This window comes from Psychrobacter sp. Ps3 (genome assembly GCF_022129275.1).
Lineage (GTDB): Bacteria > Pseudomonadota > Gammaproteobacteria > Pseudomonadales > Moraxellaceae > Psychrobacter > Psychrobacter submarinus.
The window spans coordinates 117,310-136,317 of the sequence record NZ_JADQAL010000004.1; the positions used below are offsets into that span (position 1 = coordinate 117,310).

A 19,008-nucleotide genomic window follows, 5' to 3' on the forward strand; every position below is an offset into this window, starting at 1 on the left:
CAATATAAGGTTAGATACTAAGTCAATGTGGATAACTATAAAAATTCAGAGGCAATCATGGACAATGCAATCGTGAAAACAACCATCATGAAAAACATGACACCTAAGCTGCTGACTGTGATGTTGCTGAGTGTAATAAGCAGTACAGCACTTCTAGGCTGTAGCCAGCAGTCAGACGATGTGGAGACTATAGCTAGTGAACAAGAGCAAGACTCTATCACGACTAATGACTATCAAGCAAGCCGTAACACGGGTGCTTGGGGCGCAGTGTATATGAGCCGTGAGGAGCTAACTGAACCTAACGTCAATATCGTCGATGTCAGCTCGCTTCCTAACATGGAGAACGACCCTAGCATTGCAAAGTGGGAGGCGAAGTTTGAGGGAGAAAATGCTTTTATCACCACTGATGGCAAAAAACTATACCACGACTCTTGTGCAGCTTGTCATATGCACAAAGGCGAAGGGGCTTATGGCGCAGGCTATTATCCGCCACTAGCTGATAACAGTAAAATGCAGTCAAAATATTATATTATTGATATCTTGATCAATGGCTTTCGTGGTATGCCATCTTTTCATGGCATGATGAATGATGAACAGATGGCCGCAGTGACACAATACATCGTTAATGATTTAAATGGTTTTAATGAGATAGTGACTGCTGAAGACGTCGCGCAGCTAAGACATGAAAAGCCACCAGCGAGTGATCCAAGTGATGAGTAGGGGCTAATTATTTAACGCATACCGTCTAAGTATAAAGTTTAGTATATTTATGACGACAAGCTTTTTATCTGTTTGAGCTCAAACAACAAAGCGCCTAATAAACCATTAGGCGCTTTGTTTTTTTTTAGGGTTATGAACCTGTAGAGCGAACGCGCATTTGCTATTTGATCCATCCGCTATTTCGGACTGGCTGACCAAACAGGTGAGCGCACGGTGCCACTACTAGGTACGTTTATAGCGCTACCACCAGCGAGAGGTTTAATCGTCAAGACCCCTTTGCCGCCTTGTCTTGAAGCATAGACCACGCGCTTGCCATTGGGTGAAAAGCTAGGTGCTTCATCGATACCGGTGTTGCCTAAATTTGCGGTGACCGCACCGCCACTATTCATAATAGCTGCAGAGCTGCCGTTCAAAAAGGCAATTTGTGAGCCGTCACTACTGAACTGCGGGCTTGTCGCGTAGCTGCTGTTAGAGACTTTAGTGACGCGCCCTGAGCCAAACTCATAACGATAGATTTGCGGTCTGTTAAAACCTGCTTTGTCGGAGACAAAAACAAACGATTGACCATCAGGAGCGTAGTTTGGCTGTACTTCGCTGCTCGGCCAGCTGACAAGCTTTTGAAGGTTGCCGCCATTAGCGCTTATCTGATAGATATCCGCGCTACCCTCAAAGCTGCTAGAGAAGAGGATTTTGCTCCCATCAGGAGAGAAGGAGGGGCTTAGATTGCTACCTTGATAGTTAGCTACCGCAGTAGCGCCGCCGCCACTCACGTTTTGAACATAGATGATGGGATAGGACTTCTCGCGCTGGATGGAGTAAGCGATACGGTTGCTATCAGGGGACCAAGCTGGCGAGAAGATAGAGCCTTTTACCTCTGTCATGACTCTCGCATTCTCACCATCAGCGTCCATGACTTTTAAACGTGAGATTTTGTTACTGCCAACGCCAGTCTCTTCGATATAAGCAATACGGCCCGAAAAGTCACCTGGCGTACCAGTGATAAGCTCGTAGATTTTGTCAGCTATCACGTGACCGGCATAGCGCATACTCTGCGCGTCATTGTTAGCCGTCAAGCTTTGTTTGCCTTGGATGATACGACCAGACTTAACATCGATAACCTCATAATCTGTGATCACTTGACCGCGATTGCTGCGAGTACTACCGACGACTAAATAAGGGATACCTAAGCTTTGCCATACTGGCAGAGTGCCTGCAAGCTCACCACTATTACGTGGCTGCTGCGGTAAGCCTTGGCTGGTGACCTTTAATTCGGTTCGGCTCAAATCATTTAAGATAATAGAAGATAAGACATTGTCACCGGCAAAGGGGACAAAGGCGACTTGGTTTTGTTGTCTTGGCGCAACCACCGTGACATCGATCTCCATAGGTGCAGCAGTAGCAGAATATAAAGGAGCGAACAGCAGTGGCGTGAGCAATAGCGAAGCCGAAGCTAGGTTTAACGCGGAGAAGGTAGTAAGCTTTGAGTTTGGTAGCTTTAAAGATAATAGTTTCATAGGTGAATACCCTAAGTTAAAAATTTTAAAATAATCGGCGGCAAGAGATAAGCGTCAGAAGACTCTAATGTCGACTTATTTGACACTAGGCTTTAAATCCTTTTTACCTTAATCTATTGAACCATAACGTTGATAGTTAAAGCCGCAAATCTGCTAGGGTTGGTCAAATCAATAGGTAGAGGGCTTGCGGCAAAAGCGGCTTGTTCTGCCGCATCATTAACCGCACTATTAGCGCCGGTAGCTTTGGCTGATAATACGTTACCTTGATTATCTAATCTTAAAGCTACTTTAGCAGTAATACCTTGGGTTTCAAGCGGTGCTTTTAAGTTTCTCTGAATTTTAGCAGCTATGCTGTTCTTAAAATCGCCCGCAGAAGCCGAAGCGCTACTACGGGTACTGGCAGGCTTGCTATCAGCCGTTGATTGACCGTCTGATAAGTCAAAGGTTTTATTTGCGCTGCTAGGAAGTCCTGTCTCTATCTCTATATTACGATCCGTTTTGCTCGGGCGATTGATTCTAGGGTTTGTCGTATTTTTTTGTTTATCACGATACTCTTTGAGTCGTTCACGCTCTTTTGCGTCATCTTCTTGCTGACGTTGTTCGACTTGCTCAAGTCTCTCAATCGCTAATGCCTCTGCCTGAGCATTCCACTCTGCTAGGTTACGCTCGTAAGCGGCCGATTGTTCAGCCAATCGTTGCTGCTGATTTTCGCTCATCAGTATAGGCTCATCGGCAGCGTCATCAGAGCGCATAAATACAGGTACTCTTTGTGAGCTTGACGTCGCAGACTCTGAGGGGGCTGTAGGCGGGGTGCTAGCCGTACTAGCTGTACTTTCAGAGGTTTCAGCGGGTAAGGTGCTGTTCGCTTGACTGGCCGCTTGGGCTGCTGCGCGGTTACTCAATATCTGAGCCTGCATCTCAGCTAACTGCTCAGGCGATACCATAGTGGTCTCAATCGCGCCGCTTGTCTCTAGACTTGGCTGCTGATAGGTATAGATCAGCAGACCGATCACTATACCGTGCGCCAACAAGCTGAGCAGCGTAGGCAAGGTTAGCCCATCACTGTCAGGCGGAGTAGGTATATAGACGAGAGGTGCATTATTCATAAGTGTGAGTAGTCATGTGAGCTTGAAGGTAGATATCTAGAACAATTCAGATCAGGCTAAAAAGTAGCCGTATAGACCAATATTATAAAGGATAACGGTAGCATTTACTTATTGCGGCTTCTTACTGCGGCATAGGTAAAGGCGGGCCGGTGAGTAGTCCGACTTTTTCAATACCCGCTTGCTGCAAGCTTGCCATGAGTGCCACGATAGCGCCGTATTGATTGTTTTGATCGGCATTGATCATAATCTGTATGGGCTGGCCTGTTTCATTATTACTTTGAGTTTGTAGATTGAATAAAGTGTTAATCAGCTCAGGCTCACTGACGGGTACATCTACATTATCCTCATAACTGATAAAAATCTCGCCATTATCAGTTAAAGAGACGATAATTGGCAGCTGGTTTTGGCTCATGCTTGCTGCTTGCTCTTTGGGTAAGTCTACTTCTACGCCTGTGGTCAGCATCGGCGCGGTCACCATAAAAATCACTAACAGTACGAGCATCACATCGATATAAGGCACGACGTTCATCTCGCTGTTGAGCGTGGCATTTTGGCGCTTATAAGGACTTGGCTTCATAGCGGATTGCTCTGATTAATGTGCGCAGTACGAGGAGTCGCGATTTTGCTTTCGATACTGGTTTCGCGCTGTAGCATACCGGTCATCTCATCACAAAATAAGGCGCGCGACTCGTAAAGCCGTGCTGACTTAGCCGTGAAGTGATTGAAAGCTAACACTGCTGGAATCGCGGCAAATAGCCCCATAGCAGTGGCAATCAATGCCTCAGCGATACCGGGTGCGACAGAGGCGAGGGTAGCTTGCTCGGTTTGTGATAAACCTAAAAAAGCATTCATAATACCCCAAACGGTACCAAATAAACCGACATAGGGCGCGACCGAGCCGATACTTGCCAGCGTAGTCAGACCTGACTCTAAGAGCTGCTGCTGACGGCCAAGACCAACGCGCAGCTTACGCTCAACGCCGTCGATAATATCGTCTTTAGGTTGGCGCTTTTTGTGCATTCTTAGATATTCAGAAAACCCTACATAAAAAATCTGCTCAAGGCCTTGTCGATCAGGCGAGCCTTGAACGCCTTGGTAGAGCTTTGCTAGATCTTCGCCTGACCAAAACCAAGTCTCAAACTGTTCATCGAAGCGTTTGGCACTGCCTAAACGTGCGCTGAGCCGAAAGATAACCACCCAACTGAGCAGTGAAGCCAATAATAATAAAGCCATCACGATCTGTACTAGCAGGCTCGCTTGGGTGATTAGGTCGATAATATTTAAAGATTCAGGCATCTAATGGACTCATATAATGGACGATAGCTAGCAATATAAAACAATAGTATTGACGTTATGAAGCAAGTTCAGGCAATAAAGCCAAAAACAATCAGCATGCAAAGGCTTCTAAGTCATATTCACTCGTTAGTGTACGTTTAAATGATAAAAAGGTCATTATTAATGTGTTTAATAATTGCTAATGATTGATTTTTCCAAATAACGAGTGACAAGAAGTCGTAAATATAATAGAGTTTCGCTTGCAGGTTGAATTGTAGTTTTAACTTACTAAATTGTCACAGAGTATGTTTTTTTATATACTAGGCCGTGAGGCAAGTTATCACTAATTTTTAAACGTGTTTATTCTACTAAGTACCACTGCCGATAGCGACAACCTTGTCATAGCTAAAGCACTGCAAAACGCAAAACCGGAGGTATCACCAAAGGTTTTGTTACTGAGAATGAGATCATAATGACGTCAACTTTATCTTAAAGACGGAGGCGAGACTTCTAAAGACGTTACGTTATCAACTCATTCGGCTAGAATGACTAAACTAGATAAGCTTCTTCTCGTATCGCTTAAAAACCATTCTACACCCCATCATGCATTAGCAGCATGATGATAAAGCATGTTTAAAAATACCTTCTCTGGGTTATCTCTACCAAAACAGTTTTTGGTAGAGATAACGCCTTGATTGACCTGTTAAACACTAAGGTTTTAGTTTGGATGCGATACTTAATTAATGCAACTGGGAAGCGACACTATGAACGCAATTAAAAGATATTATGGAATCACAGGTGACAACACCACCATAAAAACAGAACTACTCGCCGGTTTAACTACCTTTTTGACCATGGCTTATATTATCTTTGTCAACCCGAACGTCTTAGCAGATGCGGGTATGGATAAAGGCGCGGTCTTTGTCGCGACGTGCTTAGCTGCGGCGATTGGTTGTTTTATTATGGGTATTTATGCCAAGCTGCCAGTCGCGCTAGCTCCGGGCATGGGTCTTAACGCCTTTTTTACTTACGGCGTAGTACTTGGTATGGGCTATACTTGGCAGATCGCACTTGGCGCGGTATTCTTATCTGGGTGTATCTTTGTACTTTTGAGTCTGTTTAAGATACGCGAAATCATTATCAACTCCATACCCAACTCACTAAAGCAAGGAGTGGTCGCTGGTATTGGCGCGTTTTTAGCTTTTATCGCGCTACAAAGTGCTGGCGTCATCGTCAATAACGACGCCACTTTGGTTGGCCTAGGGGATATGACGACCTTCTCTCCTGCTATGGCAGCTTTTGGTTTTATTGTTATTATCGCTTTGGCTTATAAAAAAGTACCAGGTGCGGTAACTATTGGTATTTTACTCGTCGCGCTTATTAGCCTATTAACTGGCAATACTCAATTTACCGGTATTGTCTCAGCGCCGCCTTCTATGGCACCGACTTTTATGCAAATTGATATTGCAGGCGCTCTAAACGTTGGCATGATCAGTGTTATCTTTGCTTTTTTATTCGTTGATTTATTTGATACTGCAGGGACTTTGATTGCGACTACCAGTCAAGCCGGCTTAGTCGATAAAAATGGTAAGATTCCTAATATGGGCAAGGCACTGTTAGCGGATTCTACAGCGACAGTTGCTGGTGCGGCGCTAGGTACTTCATCGACAACCAGCTACGTTGAGAGTGTCTCTGGTATTGCAGCGGGTGGTCGTACGGGCTTAGTCGCGGTGACGGTCGGGGTGCTATTTTTACTGAGTACCTTTTTTGCACCACTTGCTGGTATGATTCCCGCTTATGCTACTGCCGGCGCTATCTTTTATGTCGCAGTACTGATGCTAGCTACGCTAAAAGATGTGGAATGGTTGGACTTAACTGAAGCCGGCCCAGTCGTCGTCGTACTACTATTTACGCCTTTAACGTATTCTATCGCCGATGGTATCGCGCTTGGATTTATCACTTACACGGCTGCTAAGGCGTTAACCGGTAAGTTTGCTGATATTAGTATAGCGGTCTGGATCTTAACGATAGTACTGCTTGCTAAGATTATCTTTGTTTAGAGTCTAGAGAGTCGTTATAATTTTATAAACTTATAACTCTATCAAAGCTTTATCGTTATCTAACCCTTTTTATCAGATCTTGATAAGAAGGGTTTTTTTATGCAGCTTTGAGGGCTCTTTTTTGAGAGGTCCACCGGATGAAACGCACTGATTTATAGGTTACAGTTGTCGTTTATTAGCCATAAACTGTCTGATTATGAAAATGGGTATAGACACAGAGTAGTCAAAGAGTAAATAGAAAAGGGTACCTTAAGCGTCAATAGCAAGATGAATATGGTATCTAACTGTTTTTAAAGGTAATAATGATTGAAAATAAATGTTGGTTAGGCATAGTTTGAAAATTTTTTTCGTGATAATATGGCGACGTTAAGCGCATCACCTCAAGCAACGCCGTAGAGGTTTTTCTTACAGTGAATTGGCGACACCCTGATCATGTTTTTGCTGCTATTAGACCCATCCGCTCAGACTATGATCGCACTCCTTCACTACCGACAAGAAGAAGGCACTAATGCCGCTTAACGTTAATTTGCCTTTGTATTGTTAACGTAGTCCGTTTAACACGCAACGATCTACTTAACCGCATCCAGCTTTTGCTGGATTTGCTCGTTTTGTGATAGCGCTGTCTGATCTTTTATAATTTGGTTTTTTTTGTCTTTATCTATAGCTATTTTACAGATCGCTTTTGGAGAGTTATTTATCTTCTCTATATAAGCGGATAGTTATATTTTATATCGTTTTAAATAACTAAAAATACCAGTATAAAGATATGAGATTATAAAAATCCTGACGCTCTATTTATCATAGTTTTTAGACGATAATTATGGAGTTGGTATGCACCCAATAGATCAGTTTACCCCGCAAGAGCCTATACTATTTCAGCCAACAGAGCTGCTTTCACCTGATTATATCAAGCAATCGAGCGATGAGCTGTATGCGCGTATCTCGCCATTATACAGTGTCGATGAAGAGCGCTGGCTATCAGAGCTACTACCTTTGGCAAAGCCGACCGAGGCTGAGCGCGATGCAGCAAGTGACCAGACGCGCAAGCTCGTTGAGTATGTGCGCCGTGATAGTAAGTCAGTCAAGATGGTGGACTCGCTTTTATTAGAGTACAGCTTAGATACGCAAGAAGGTATCTTGCTGATGAGCTTGGCTGAAGCCTTAATTCGTGTACCAGATAACTATACGGCTGACGCGCTGATTCGCGACAAGATGAGCGTGGCCGATTGGAAAAAACATCTCAAAGATAATAATGGCATGATGGTCAACGCCTCGACTTGGGGGCTGATGATGACCGGGCGGGTGGTTAGTATAGATAGCAGTACGACCGCGTCAGGGTTTTTGGATCGCATGACCAAAAAGATGGGCGAACCTATGATTCGCGCGGCTATGCAAAAAGCGATGCGCATTATGGGTCATCAGTTCGTGCTTGGCGAGACGATTGAGGAGGCGAATCGTAATAGTCAGCCTTATCGCAATAAAGGCTATACCTATTCATTCGATATGCTCGGTGAAGCGGCCATTACCAATAAAGACGCTGAAAAGTACTTCAATGATTATCTGCATGCGATTAAATCTACGGCGAATATCAAAGTAAAGGAGGGCATGCCTAAGCCTTCGGTTTCTATCAAGCTATCCGCACTACACCCGCGTTATGAGGCAACCCAAGAAGCACAAGTGTTTGGGCGCTTGCGTCAGCGCTGCCTGCTACTCATTGAGGCGGCACGCGAAGTCAATGTTGATTTGAGTATTGATGCCGAAGAAGCCGATCGCTTAGAGATCTCTTTAAAGCTCTTTGAATCGCTATACCGCGATCCTATCACTGCTGGCTGGGACGGTCTGGGTCTTGTGGTACAGGGCTACTCAAAACGTGCTATCGCAATATTTGCTTGGCTTGCGAGCTTAGCGGCTGAGGTTGGCGACCGTATTCCGCTACGTCTGGTTAAAGGCGCTTATTGGGATACTGAGATCAAGCTTGCGCAACAAAAAGGCCTATCAGGCTATCCGGTATGGACACGTAAAGAAGGCACAGATACTGCATATTTAGCCTGCGCACGTTTTTTACTCTCAGATCATCTGCGTGGTTTGATTTGGCCGCAGTTTGCCACTCATAATGCGCATACTCTGGCGTCTGTCATGACTATGAGTAGCCACAGAGACTTCGAGTTCCAGCGTCTACATGGTATGGGCGACGCACTCTATGATCATATTTTACAAACCTATCAGATACCAGTACGTATTTATGCCCCAGTCGGCGCGCATCAAGACTTGCTGCCGTACTTAGTGAGACGTTTACTAGAAAATGGTGCCAATAGCTCATTTGTACATCAGCTATTAGATAAGTCTTATCCGATCGATAAGCTTACTGTGCACCCGTATGATAAGCTCGTAGCGAATGAGCACTTACACAACCCAGAGATTCCCTTACCGCTAGAGATATATGGCGAGCGTGAAGCGAGCTATGGCCCTAATATATTTGTCGACTCCCAGTGGCAGCCTTTTGAAGCGGCGATTGCTGAACAGCGCAAAAAGACTTGGACAGCGACTTCAATCATCGATGGTCAAGCGATTAGCGAATATACAAAAGAGGGCGCTACTCATCAGCTCGAGAGTCAAAATGTCCTTGCGCCTTGGAATCATAATGTAAAAGCTGGCGAGGTTCAGTATGCCAATGCTGAGATTGCCAATCAAGCCATTGAGGTAGCCGTTGCCGGTCAAGCCGCTTGGCAAGCGGTTCCTGCCGCAAGACGCGCTGAGATACTACGAAAAACGGCAGACTTGTATGAAGAAAACTACGCGGAGCTGATGGCGCTTTGTCAGCTCGAAGCGGGTAAAACTATGCAAGATAGTATCGATGAGATCAAAGAGGCGGTGGATTTTTGTCGCTTCTATGCTGATGAAGCCGAGCGTTTAGCAGCTGAGGTCCATGAGATAACTGACTTATCAGGCAAATCGCTTCGTCAAGTCTATAAAGCTCGCGGTACTTTTGTTTGCATTAGCCCATGGAACTTCCCTTTAGCGATTTATACCGGTCAGATAGTTGCCGCGCTCGCTGCGGGTAATACGGTGGTGGCAAAGCCAGCTGAACAGACCAGCTTGATCGCGCATTTCGGCGCTCAGCTCATGTATCAAGCAGGTGTGCCGTTCGAGGCATTACAGTTCGTCGTTGGCGCAGGAGAGGTTGGCGGTGCTTTGACGGCATCAGATCAGATTGCAGGCGTCATCTTTACTGGCTCAACGCAAACTGCTCAGCGCATTAACCAAAGCCTAAACAATCACGCGCAGACCAGTGGTGAGCTGCCGATATTAATTGCCGAAACTGGTGGGCAAAATGCGATGATTGTCGATTCAACCGCATTGCCTGAGCAAGTGGTGACTGATGCAGTATTATCTGCGTTTGGCTCAGCCGGTCAGCGCTGCTCAGCTTGTCGTATCTTATGCGTGCAAGAAGATGTCGCCGATGGCATTATCGAGCTGCTACAGGGGCATATGGCAGAGTTGGTCGTGGGCAATCCGACTTATGTCTCAACCGATGTCGGTCCTGTCATCGATAGTGATGCCAAAAAAGGACTAGAAGCCCATATCGAACGTATGCAGTCTGAGGCGACCGCGACTATTTTGGGACAGACCCCTATGAGCGCAAGCTCAGTCGTTAGTGAAGATGAGGCAACCTTTGTACTGCCTACCGCGATTGAAGTAAACAGTATCGATGTTATCGGTGGTGAGCACTTTGGCCCGATCTTGCATGTACTACGCTATAAAGCGCGTGACCTTGATAAGCTAATAGATGCAATCAATGGTACAGGCTTTGGTCTGACTTTGGGTATCCATAGCCGTATAGAAAACATCGCCGAGCATATCGAGCGCCGAGTAGTCGTTGGCAACACTTACGTCAACCGTAACCAAATCGGTGCAGTAGTCAACGTTCAGCCTTTTGGTGGTACAGGTCTCTCTGGTACAGGACCTAAAGCTGGCGGACCACATTATGTTGCACGTTTAATGAAGCTTAGCGCTGAGCAAGGCGCTGTAGGCAATACTACTCATAGCACAAACACTCAATCAACCACACAGACACAGCTCGCATAAGGAGTAGCAAGATGGCAAATGAATTTAAAAAAAATCATGCTGAGGTTTGTGAAGCTTGGCGATTATTAGGCGCAGTTGAGCGCTCGGTGTACTTAGAAGCTGCGATACCTAAGCTTGCGCTGTTAACAGGTGATGCCAATAAAGCGCGCAAGCTATTTTATCATTTACTTAGCAGCGCGCCGAAGCTTGATGAAGTGCAGCGGATGATCGGCGCTACGGGCGAGTCTAACGATCTATACGTCACCGCTCGCGGCAAAACTATGGTTATCGGCGGCGAATCTGCAAGAGCGATGGCGGTATTGGGTCAGCTCATTGCAGCACTACTGACCGGTAATGAGGTAATTCTGCACTGCCCAAGCCAAGTCGATATGTGCGAAGAGGCAGCTAAGATACTCTACAATGTCGGCATCAGCGATGATGTGCTGAGCGTTGCTAATGACTCACAAACGATCACCTTGTTGTATATTGATCGCCTTGCACAAGTAGCAGTCGCAGGTAGCCAAGCAGAGGTGCAAAGTATCAGTCAGGAGCTTGCCAACACAGATGGTATTTTGACACAAGTGATAGCAGTGACTGATATGGAGGGCTTCTCTGAGATGTTAAGTCTCGATTATCTGCACCGCTTCGTCACTGAGCGTGTCATCACTATCAATACGACCGCTATCGGTGGTAATGCCAGCTTACTTGAGCTTGGTAATGACTAATCGTTTAAAGAAAGGTCTGTAAGTTTAGAGGTTTCGGCCAGCGTTTGTTTATCAGTTGTTTTGATAAATGAGCGCTGGCCTTTTTATGCCTTGACCAATAATAGATGCCAAGCGTTTTAAGTTTTTTAATGTAAATGCTGTTTTTGAGTTGTATAATAATTAAAGATAATGCTAACATTACAATGTTAACCAAATAGTCAGCTTTAACAAGTAGCTTTGACTGGTTAATCAAAATACGGAATAGTGATTGGCTACAAGCCAAAGTAAACGGACGTTTTTCAATCTTCGTAGCTATATAAGCGCTTAAAGTGCAGTGATAGATACTGAAGCTCCATCCTCAATAAAGATTAAGTCTGAACCAGTCAGCAGTCTCATAGGCAGTCAGCTTATTCAATACCTGTATAGCTATCAGTATTGATGTAGGTATGATGATCGTCGTCGTATAAATTTTATTATTACAATAATTGAATACTACCTTATGGCAGTGTCGCTGCGTGCGCCTGACCTTTGATATATTGATTGTTAACGTATTATTATCCGATTAAAGATAAATTTTATTTATCTCCTTTTTATCCAGACAGCCGAGTACAGCTATGATTCATTTTTATCTAAATGGCAAGCCGCATCAAGTGCGTGATCTTAACCCTAATACTACCGTGCTTGAGTATTTGCGCTTGCACGAGCGTCAAACCGATACCAAAGAAGGCTGCGGTAGTGGTGATTGCGGGGCTTGTACCATCATGGCTCAGCGCTTACCGTCGCAAGCGGGTACTAAGAGTGAACCTTTTTTTACTTTCAACTCTTGTATCACACTACTGTCATTAATGGATGGTCATCATTTATTGACAGCCGCCTACCTAGCAGATAACCCTGAAAACCATCCTGATCGGGCACTATTGCATCCTGCGCAGCAAGCGATGGTTGAATGTCACGGCTCGCAGTGCGGGTTTTGTACGCCAGGCTTTGTGATGTCATTGGCGAACCTATACGAAAACAATCGCCTGCAGACACAGGATAATGCAAACGCCGCTAATTTTAGCTACGATGAGATCGTCGCTTCTATATCTGGCAATCTATGCCGCTGTACCGGCTATCGGCCTATTATCGATGCTGGTTTAAAAATGCAGCAAATCGGTCAACAGCTCGATAGCGCAAATACGCCGTCCAAAGCGCTCACTCTAGCAACAGATGCTATGGCAAGTCATGCTGCTCAGAAAACCGATACTGATAAGGCCGAGTCAAATACTCAACTACGCTCTATAGAGCCTGCCTTGATTGATGGCTCAAAGCAGCTATTTATACCACGTACTGTCAGCGAGCTGAACCAATTACTCGCTGTGTATCCTACTGCCACGATATGGGCGGGAGGTACTGATTTGGGACTGACCGTTACTCAGCGCTTGATGGATCATGAGGTTATTATTCAGCTCTCAGCGCTCGATGAGCTACAGCAGTGGTCGCTCTCAGAGTCTGCCGATAATCAAGAGTTAACGTTCGGCGCGGGCATGACTTATAAGCAAATGCTGCCGATTCTAGAGCAGCACTTTCCTGCTTTTGCTGATTTATTTGCGCGCACGGCCTCACCGCAGATCCGTAATATGGGTACGCTTGGTGGCAATATTGCCAATGCCTCACCGATTGGTGATCTGCCGCCTGTGTTGTTAGCATTAGAGGCGCGAGTGCATCTACGCCACTGTGATGTCATCAATGAAGAGACGGATGCTGATAACGATAGTAAAAAATCATTTGCAGTCTCTGATGAAACCATCTCTTTGGCTGAGTTTTTCCTAGATTATAAAAAAACCAAATTGCGTCCAGGCAGTTATGTAGTCGGGGTGCATATTCCTTTAATGCAAGCGCATCAGCACCTATTTATTCACAAAATTAGTAAACGTTATGAGGACGATATCTCAGCTTGTCTATTGGCAGCGAGAATTGATTTATCAGCAGATAACTCATCGATTGCTAATGCCAAAATCGGTTTAGGCGGTATGGCTGCTATTCCTCTGTTAGCGCAGCATTGCCAAGACGCGCTTATCGGTCAGAAAGTTAACATCGCAAGTTTTAAGATGGCAGCAGATGCCATGCCTTTGGATGTGTCACCCATGACGGATGTTAGAGCTAGCCGCGAATATCGTATGCATGTGGTGCAGCGCTTACTAGTCAAGTGCGCCAAGCAGTTAATGACTGAGTTACCAACGCAGGGAGCAGCATAATGAGTCATCATTCAAGCCTTTTTGATAGCTATAAAATCCGCCGAGTACGTCCACCCAAAAACAAAATCGGCAGCTCCGCTAAGCATGATAGTGCCATTAGTCACGTAATGGGAACGGCGACCTACGTCGATGATATCTTAAAGCCGCAAGGTACGCTGCATCTGGCAGTGGGCAAAAGCACGCACGCTCATGCGCGTATTATCAGTATGGACTTAGATGCGGTGAGAGCGGCTGACGGGGTGGTTGATGTTTTAGTGTTTAAAGACTTGCCTGCGGCAACGGATATCGGACCTGTGTTTGATGGTGATCCTTTGATGGTAGATAGCATCACTGAATACGTCGGTCAGACGCTATTTGCAGTAGTGGCAACGAGTCACCGCGCAGCAAAAAAGGCCGTTTTGGAAGCGAAAGTCGAATATGAGCCGTTGCCTGCGATAGTGACGGTTGAGCAAGCGCTTGAGCAAGAGCAGTTTGTACGTCCAAGCCACTTTATGACGCGAGGCGATACGCAGTCAGCTTTAGAGAATGCTCCTAAGCGCTTGCAAGGTCATATCCATATGTTAGGGCAAGAGCACTTCTATCTAGAGGGGCAAGTGTCTTATGTCACACCTTGTGATGATGGCGGCCTTGAGGTTTATACATCCTCTCAGCATCCAAGTGAGGTGCAGCAGCTAGTCGCTGAAGTCACCGATCTGCCTTTTCATGCGGTCAGTACGGTCGTACGCAGAATGGGTGGCGGCTTTGGTGGTAAAGAGACGCAAGCGGCGGCTTGGTCATGTCTGAGCGCTATCGTTGCCAAACGTCATAATGTGCCTGTGAGTATGCGATTGGATCGTCAAGACGACATGGTGGTCACCGGTAAGCGTCATGAGTTCTCTAATCGCTACGAGGTCGGTGTTGATGAGTCTGGACAGATCCTAGGCGTCGATATGCAGCTGTCAGGGCTGTGTGGTTATTCGCCAGATCTATCTGACGCTATTGTCGATCGCGCGATGTTCCACTGTGACAATGCTTACTATTATCCTGCGGCAAAAGTTGCCGGCCACCGCTGCAAAACGCATACGGTCTCAAACACCGCTTATCGCGGATTTGGTGGACCACAAGGTCTAATGACTGCTGAATATATGATGGATCAAATTGCTTATACGTTAGGTAAAGATCCGCTAGAGGTGCGCCTAAATAATCTTTATCAAGATGGTCAAACCACCCATTATGGTCAGCCAATTGAGCATTTTGATTTGGCCACTTTGATGGACAATCTAGCGAAAGACTGTGATTACGATAAGCGTCGTCAGCAGATAATGGCGGCTAACGAAAAGGCACAGGCTGAAGGTAGCGACAAGCGTTTAGGCATAGCTTTGACGCCTGTCAAATTTGGCATCTCTTTTACCGTGCAGCATCTTAACCAAGCAGGCGCGTTAGTGCACATCTATACCGATGGCACCATTCAAATCAACCATGGCGGTACAGAGATGGGGCAAGGCTTATACATTAAGATTGCTCAGATCGTCGCCAATGAATTCGAAGTGGACTTAGATACGGTCAAGGTCACTGCAACGCGCACTGATAAAGTACCGAATACTTCGCCAACCGCTGCCTCTTCAGGTACGGATATCAATGGTAAAGCCGCGCAAAACGCTTGCCTTACCGTTAAAGGGCGCTTAGTTGAGTTTGCCGCTGAGCACTTTGCAGTATCGTCTGATAGTATCAAGTTTGAAAATAATCATGTGCAGATTGGCGATAAAGGGACCTTAACGTTTGCAGAGCTGGTACTCCTTGCCTATCAGCACCGCATTAGCCTCTCTGCTACTGGCTACTATAAAACGCCAAAGATATTTTACGATCGCTCCAAAGCTTGGGGTCGGCCTTTCTTCTACTTTGCCTTGGGCGCGTCTTGTGCAGAAGTAGAGATTGACACTATGACGGGCGAATATAAGGTGCTGCGCTGCGATATCTTGCACGATGTCGGGCAGTCAATTAATCCCGCTATTGATATTGGACAGATTGAAGGCGGTTTCGTACAAGGTATGGGCTGGCTTACCACAGAAGAGCTGACATGGGATGACAAAGGTACGCTAGCTTCGAACAGTCCTGCTAATTATAAAATTCCAACGTCGCATGATCTGCCAAAACAGTGGAGTGTCAAGCTATTCGATCGCAAAAACGAAGAGCAGACTATTTATAACTCAAAAGCGGTAGGCGAGCCGCCCTTTATGCTAGCCGCTAGTGTTTGGTGCGCGATCAACAATGCGGTGGCAAGCTTAGCGGATTATAAAGTAAACCCTGATCTGACTATGCCTGCCACTAGTGAAGCGGTGCTAAAAGCAGTAATGCGCTTGCAAGGGGAGGAGTGGGAGATACCTGTAAGAAAAAATCCTACTGATGACATAAATACCGATAGTCACCCAGAAGTCAAAGAGCAGTTCAGCGCCGATGGCAAAGTGAAGATGGATAATAAAGATAAAGCGCAGCCAGTGCCACACGCTGAGGACACCAGTCCTCCTAAATCGGCAGGCGAGCACGATGACGAGCAGCCTGAGGCAATAAAAGATCCTAATGTCTCAGTCGCTAGGGGTCCGGCGCACAGTGAGTAATTTATCTGTATCGGCCATGCCGCCTGAACGTTGGTACGAGGCTCTAGCGCGCTATCAGCAGCAGGGGGCTGCGCATGTATTGGCGACTGTCGTTGCTGTCAACGGTTCAGCTCCAAGGGCGCTGCAGGCGAAGATGGTTGTGACCGGCGATGATTTTAGCGATACGTTAGGCGGCGGCGGCCTTGAGCATGATGTTATCAGCACCGCAAGACAGATGCTCACTGGCGAGCTTGAAACCGATGTGGCCACAACCGCCAAAACATCACAAAAAGCGCGCTCTGAGAAGGCAAAAGCTGCGCGCCGTGATGCGGTCTACACTAAACACTATCCATTAGGCGCTAAGCTGGCCCAATGCTGCGGTGGTAGTGTGACTGTTATGTTTGAGCGCTTTAATATCACGCCGCCTTTGTCGATACTAGTATTTGGCGGCGGTCATGTGGCAGCGGCTTTGATGACGATATTAGCAGAGCTGCCTTGTCAGGTAGATTGGGTGGATAGCCGAGCTGAGAGGTTCGATCAGTATCTATCGGCTGAGTCTACGATTAAGAGTACACAGAGTGTAGATGAGCCTACTTATCGCTTGCCAAAGCACATTCGCGTACATATCGATGACGAGCCTGTGGATTTTGTTCGCCCTTTTATAGAGCAAGGCGGTAAACGCTTTATGCTGGTTATGACCCATGATCATAATCTTGATTTTGAGTTAGTGCGTGCAGCATTAGACGTACTCAAAGCGGACGACGAGATAACCTTTGAAGATAGCTCAATGCTTGATAAAAATAATACTGAGCTCGTAGATAACTCTATCAAAGGATCGTCTCCTTATATTGGCTGTATCAGTTCTGCGACTAAGGCTAAGCGCTTTTGTGATCGCTTGCTACAGCGCGGCTATAGTGAGTCATTAGTTAAGAGAATCACTATGCCCATAGGCTTGCCTATAGGCGGTAAAGAGCCGATGGCAGTGGCGGTATCTATCGCTGCACAAATTATGCAGCAGTATCATCAAGCGTGAGCAATCCATATACCACTCCCGGCTGTTTAATTTTACAATCTATCACTACTGAGCTATCTGTAAGTGCCAATTAAGAGTGCAACATAGCCATAAAAAGTAACTTTTTAAACGACTTTAATCCTTTTTTATACCGATCATAGCCTATGGACATCAGTGCTATGAATAGAGCGGTGAGACTTTTTTATGACTATCCATATTTATCAAGCGCAATTATTACATTACCTGACCCAAGATGATTATGACGAAAGAATAGCACGCACTAATTCTGAGCGCTCGGATGATCTCGAGACTACAATTGTCCAAAAAAACATAACGCTATTACCGGTAGTGGCTGGCGTAACCGTCTATCCTGAATATATCGCCAAGGGTGCATTAGTCGTCGATGACGCCACGGGTCTCGTGGTTGATTACGGTCATAAACACGCTATTTTATTGAGTTACGCTAATGATCAAGAAGGTCAGGAACCCGTAAAAATCCATGATTATCAAGATAAGCTAATCATGCCAGGTTTTATCGACACTCACGTGCATTATCCGCAGATAGACATGATTGCGTCTTACGGTGAACAGCTGCTTGATTGGCTCAATAACTATACGTTTGTCACTGAAGCAAATTTCGGTGATCCAAAAGTTGCACATGATACGGCACAGTTCTTTTTAAATCAGCTTTTTGCTAATGGTACGACGACCGCGCTAGTATTTGCCACAAGCCACCCTGAGTCTGTTGAGGCGTTCTTTTTAGAGAGCGAAAAACTTAAGACACGGATGATTACGGGTAACGTACTGATGGACATCAATGCGCCTGAGCATCTGTGTGTATCTACAGAGCAGGGCATCCGCGATAGCCAAGATATCATCGATAAGTGGCATAATCGTGGTCGTCAGCATGTCTCTATTACTCCAAGGTTTGCGATTACCTCAACGCCTAGACAGCTGCAAATGGCAGGCGAGCTTTACGCCAGCTATGATGACGTGTACTTACAAACCCACCTAGCCGAAAACCGTGATGAAGTCGCTTTTGTCCGTGAGCTGTATCCCAATCACAAGGGCTACCTCGATGTCTATGCGGATATGTCCCTATTGGGCCGCTATACGACGCTGGCACACGGTATCTATCTTGAGACATCAGAGTACGAAGTGCTGCGCGATACTGGCACCCAGATCGCTCACTGCCCAACGTCCAATTTGTTTTTAGGTAGTGGGCTATTTGATTTGCCAAAGACGTTGAGCTACACCGGAGTCAGTATCGCCACCGACGTCGGCGCGGGCACCAGTCTGTCAATGCTGACGACGTTAAATGAAGCCTATAAAGTCCAGCAACTCCAGAGCAATCCGCTATCCGCGCATCAAGGCTTGTATCAAATCACTTTAGGTAACGCGCAGTCACTAGTACTAGACGATAAAATTGGTAACTTTATGCCGAATAAAGAAGCCGATTTTGTGGTGATTGACTTAGCAGGCACAGCGTTATTAGAGCGCCGCATGAGTCAGACGAAAACTCTTGAGGAGCAGTTATTTGTCTTGATGATGCTAGGCGATGACCGAGTGATTGATGAGACTATCATTGCTGGGGTGAGTCGATATAAAAAGCTTAGCGCTTAAAAGGCGACTTTAGAGATAGGGTTTGGCATAGCGCTATAATTTGATATAGTCAGAGTATGTTTACTAGGGCGTGTTGAACATTCGCAAATAGGCACTGCTGATCGCTAAAATTGTTCCAG

The 19,008-nt window shown here is 45.9% G+C and carries 12 protein-coding genes; 8 read left to right on the top strand and 4 right to left on the bottom strand.

Features of this window, described 5'->3' with window-relative positions; genetic code table 11:
* Positions 1–57: 57 nt before the first annotated feature.
* On the top strand, positions 58–720 hold the full coding sequence (locus tag I3248_RS02540) for a cytochrome c (protein WP_037058670.1): 663 nt from the start codon (positions 58–60) through the stop codon (positions 718–720).
* A 176-nt stretch (positions 721–896) separates the two neighbouring features.
* Here the strand turns inward: I3248_RS02540 and I3248_RS02545 are convergent, their stop codons facing one another.
* The 4 genes from I3248_RS02545 to tolQ all read right to left on the bottom strand — a co-directional run bounded on the left by I3248_RS02545 (position 897) and on the right by tolQ (position 4,636).
* Positions 897–2,234: a translocation protein TolB gene (locus I3248_RS02545; protein WP_238062419.1), complete on the bottom strand. Its 1,338-nt coding sequence runs from the start codon at positions 2,232–2,234 to the stop codon at positions 897–899.
* A gap of 113 nt (positions 2,235–2,347) precedes the next feature.
* The gene (locus I3248_RS02550; protein WP_238062420.1) at positions 2,348–3,340 is read right to left on the bottom strand and encodes a TonB C-terminal domain-containing protein; all 993 of its coding nucleotides are present in this window, start codon (positions 3,338–3,340) and stop codon (positions 2,348–2,350) included.
* Between the two features lie 121 nt (positions 3,341–3,461).
* A complete protein-coding gene (tolR, locus tag I3248_RS02555; protein WP_201556715.1) occupies positions 3,462–3,917 on the bottom strand; it encodes a protein TolR in 456 nt (151 codons plus the stop codon).
* Positions 3,914–4,636: a protein TolQ gene (gene tolQ / locus I3248_RS02560; RefSeq protein ID WP_238062421.1), complete on the bottom strand. Its 723-nt coding sequence runs from the start codon at positions 4,634–4,636 to the stop codon at positions 3,914–3,916. The genes tolR and tolQ overlap by 4 nt, the downstream gene beginning before the upstream one ends.
* Before the next feature lie 743 nt (positions 4,637–5,379).
* On the opposite strand from tolQ, the gene I3248_RS02565 reads away from it, so the two are divergent.
* The 7 genes from I3248_RS02565 (at position 5,380) to guaD (ending at position 18,889) form a co-directional block, all read left to right on the top strand.
* Entirely contained in the window at positions 5,380–6,675 is a 1,296-nt protein-coding gene (locus I3248_RS02565) for an NCS2 family permease (RefSeq protein WP_238062422.1), read from the top strand.
* A gap of 831 nt (positions 6,676–7,506) precedes the next feature.
* Complete coding sequence (gene putA / locus I3248_RS02570; RefSeq protein WP_238062423.1) at positions 7,507–10,761, top strand: bifunctional proline dehydrogenase/L-glutamate gamma-semialdehyde dehydrogenase PutA; 3,255 nt, start codon at positions 7,507–7,509, stop codon at positions 10,759–10,761.
* 11 nt (positions 10,762–10,772) lie between these two features.
* Positions 10,773–11,465: a 1-pyrroline-5-carboxylate dehydrogenase gene (locus I3248_RS02575; protein WP_201602628.1), complete on the top strand. Its 693-nt coding sequence runs from the start codon at positions 10,773–10,775 to the stop codon at positions 11,463–11,465.
* Positions 11,466–12,058: 593 nt separating this feature from the next.
* Complete coding sequence (xdhA, locus tag I3248_RS02580) at positions 12,059–13,681, top strand: xanthine dehydrogenase small subunit (protein ID WP_238062424.1); 1,623 nt, start codon at positions 12,059–12,061, stop codon at positions 13,679–13,681.
* Positions 13,681–16,275, top strand: coding sequence for a xanthine dehydrogenase molybdopterin binding subunit (xdhB, locus tag I3248_RS02585; RefSeq protein WP_238062425.1), 2,595 nt, complete (start codon positions 13,681–13,683; stop codon positions 16,273–16,275). The genes xdhA and xdhB overlap by 1 nt, the downstream gene beginning before the upstream one ends.
* Positions 16,268–17,287 (top strand): XdhC family protein, encoded by a 1,020-nt coding sequence (locus I3248_RS02590; protein WP_238062426.1) that lies wholly within the window; start codon positions 16,268–16,270, stop codon positions 17,285–17,287. The genes xdhB and I3248_RS02590 overlap by 8 nt, the downstream gene beginning before the upstream one ends.
* Positions 17,288–17,470: 183 nt before the next feature.
* Positions 17,471–18,889 (top strand): guanine deaminase, encoded by a 1,419-nt coding sequence (gene guaD, locus I3248_RS02595; RefSeq protein ID WP_238062427.1) that lies wholly within the window; start codon positions 17,471–17,473, stop codon positions 18,887–18,889.
* Positions 18,890–19,008 lie beyond the last annotated feature (119 nt).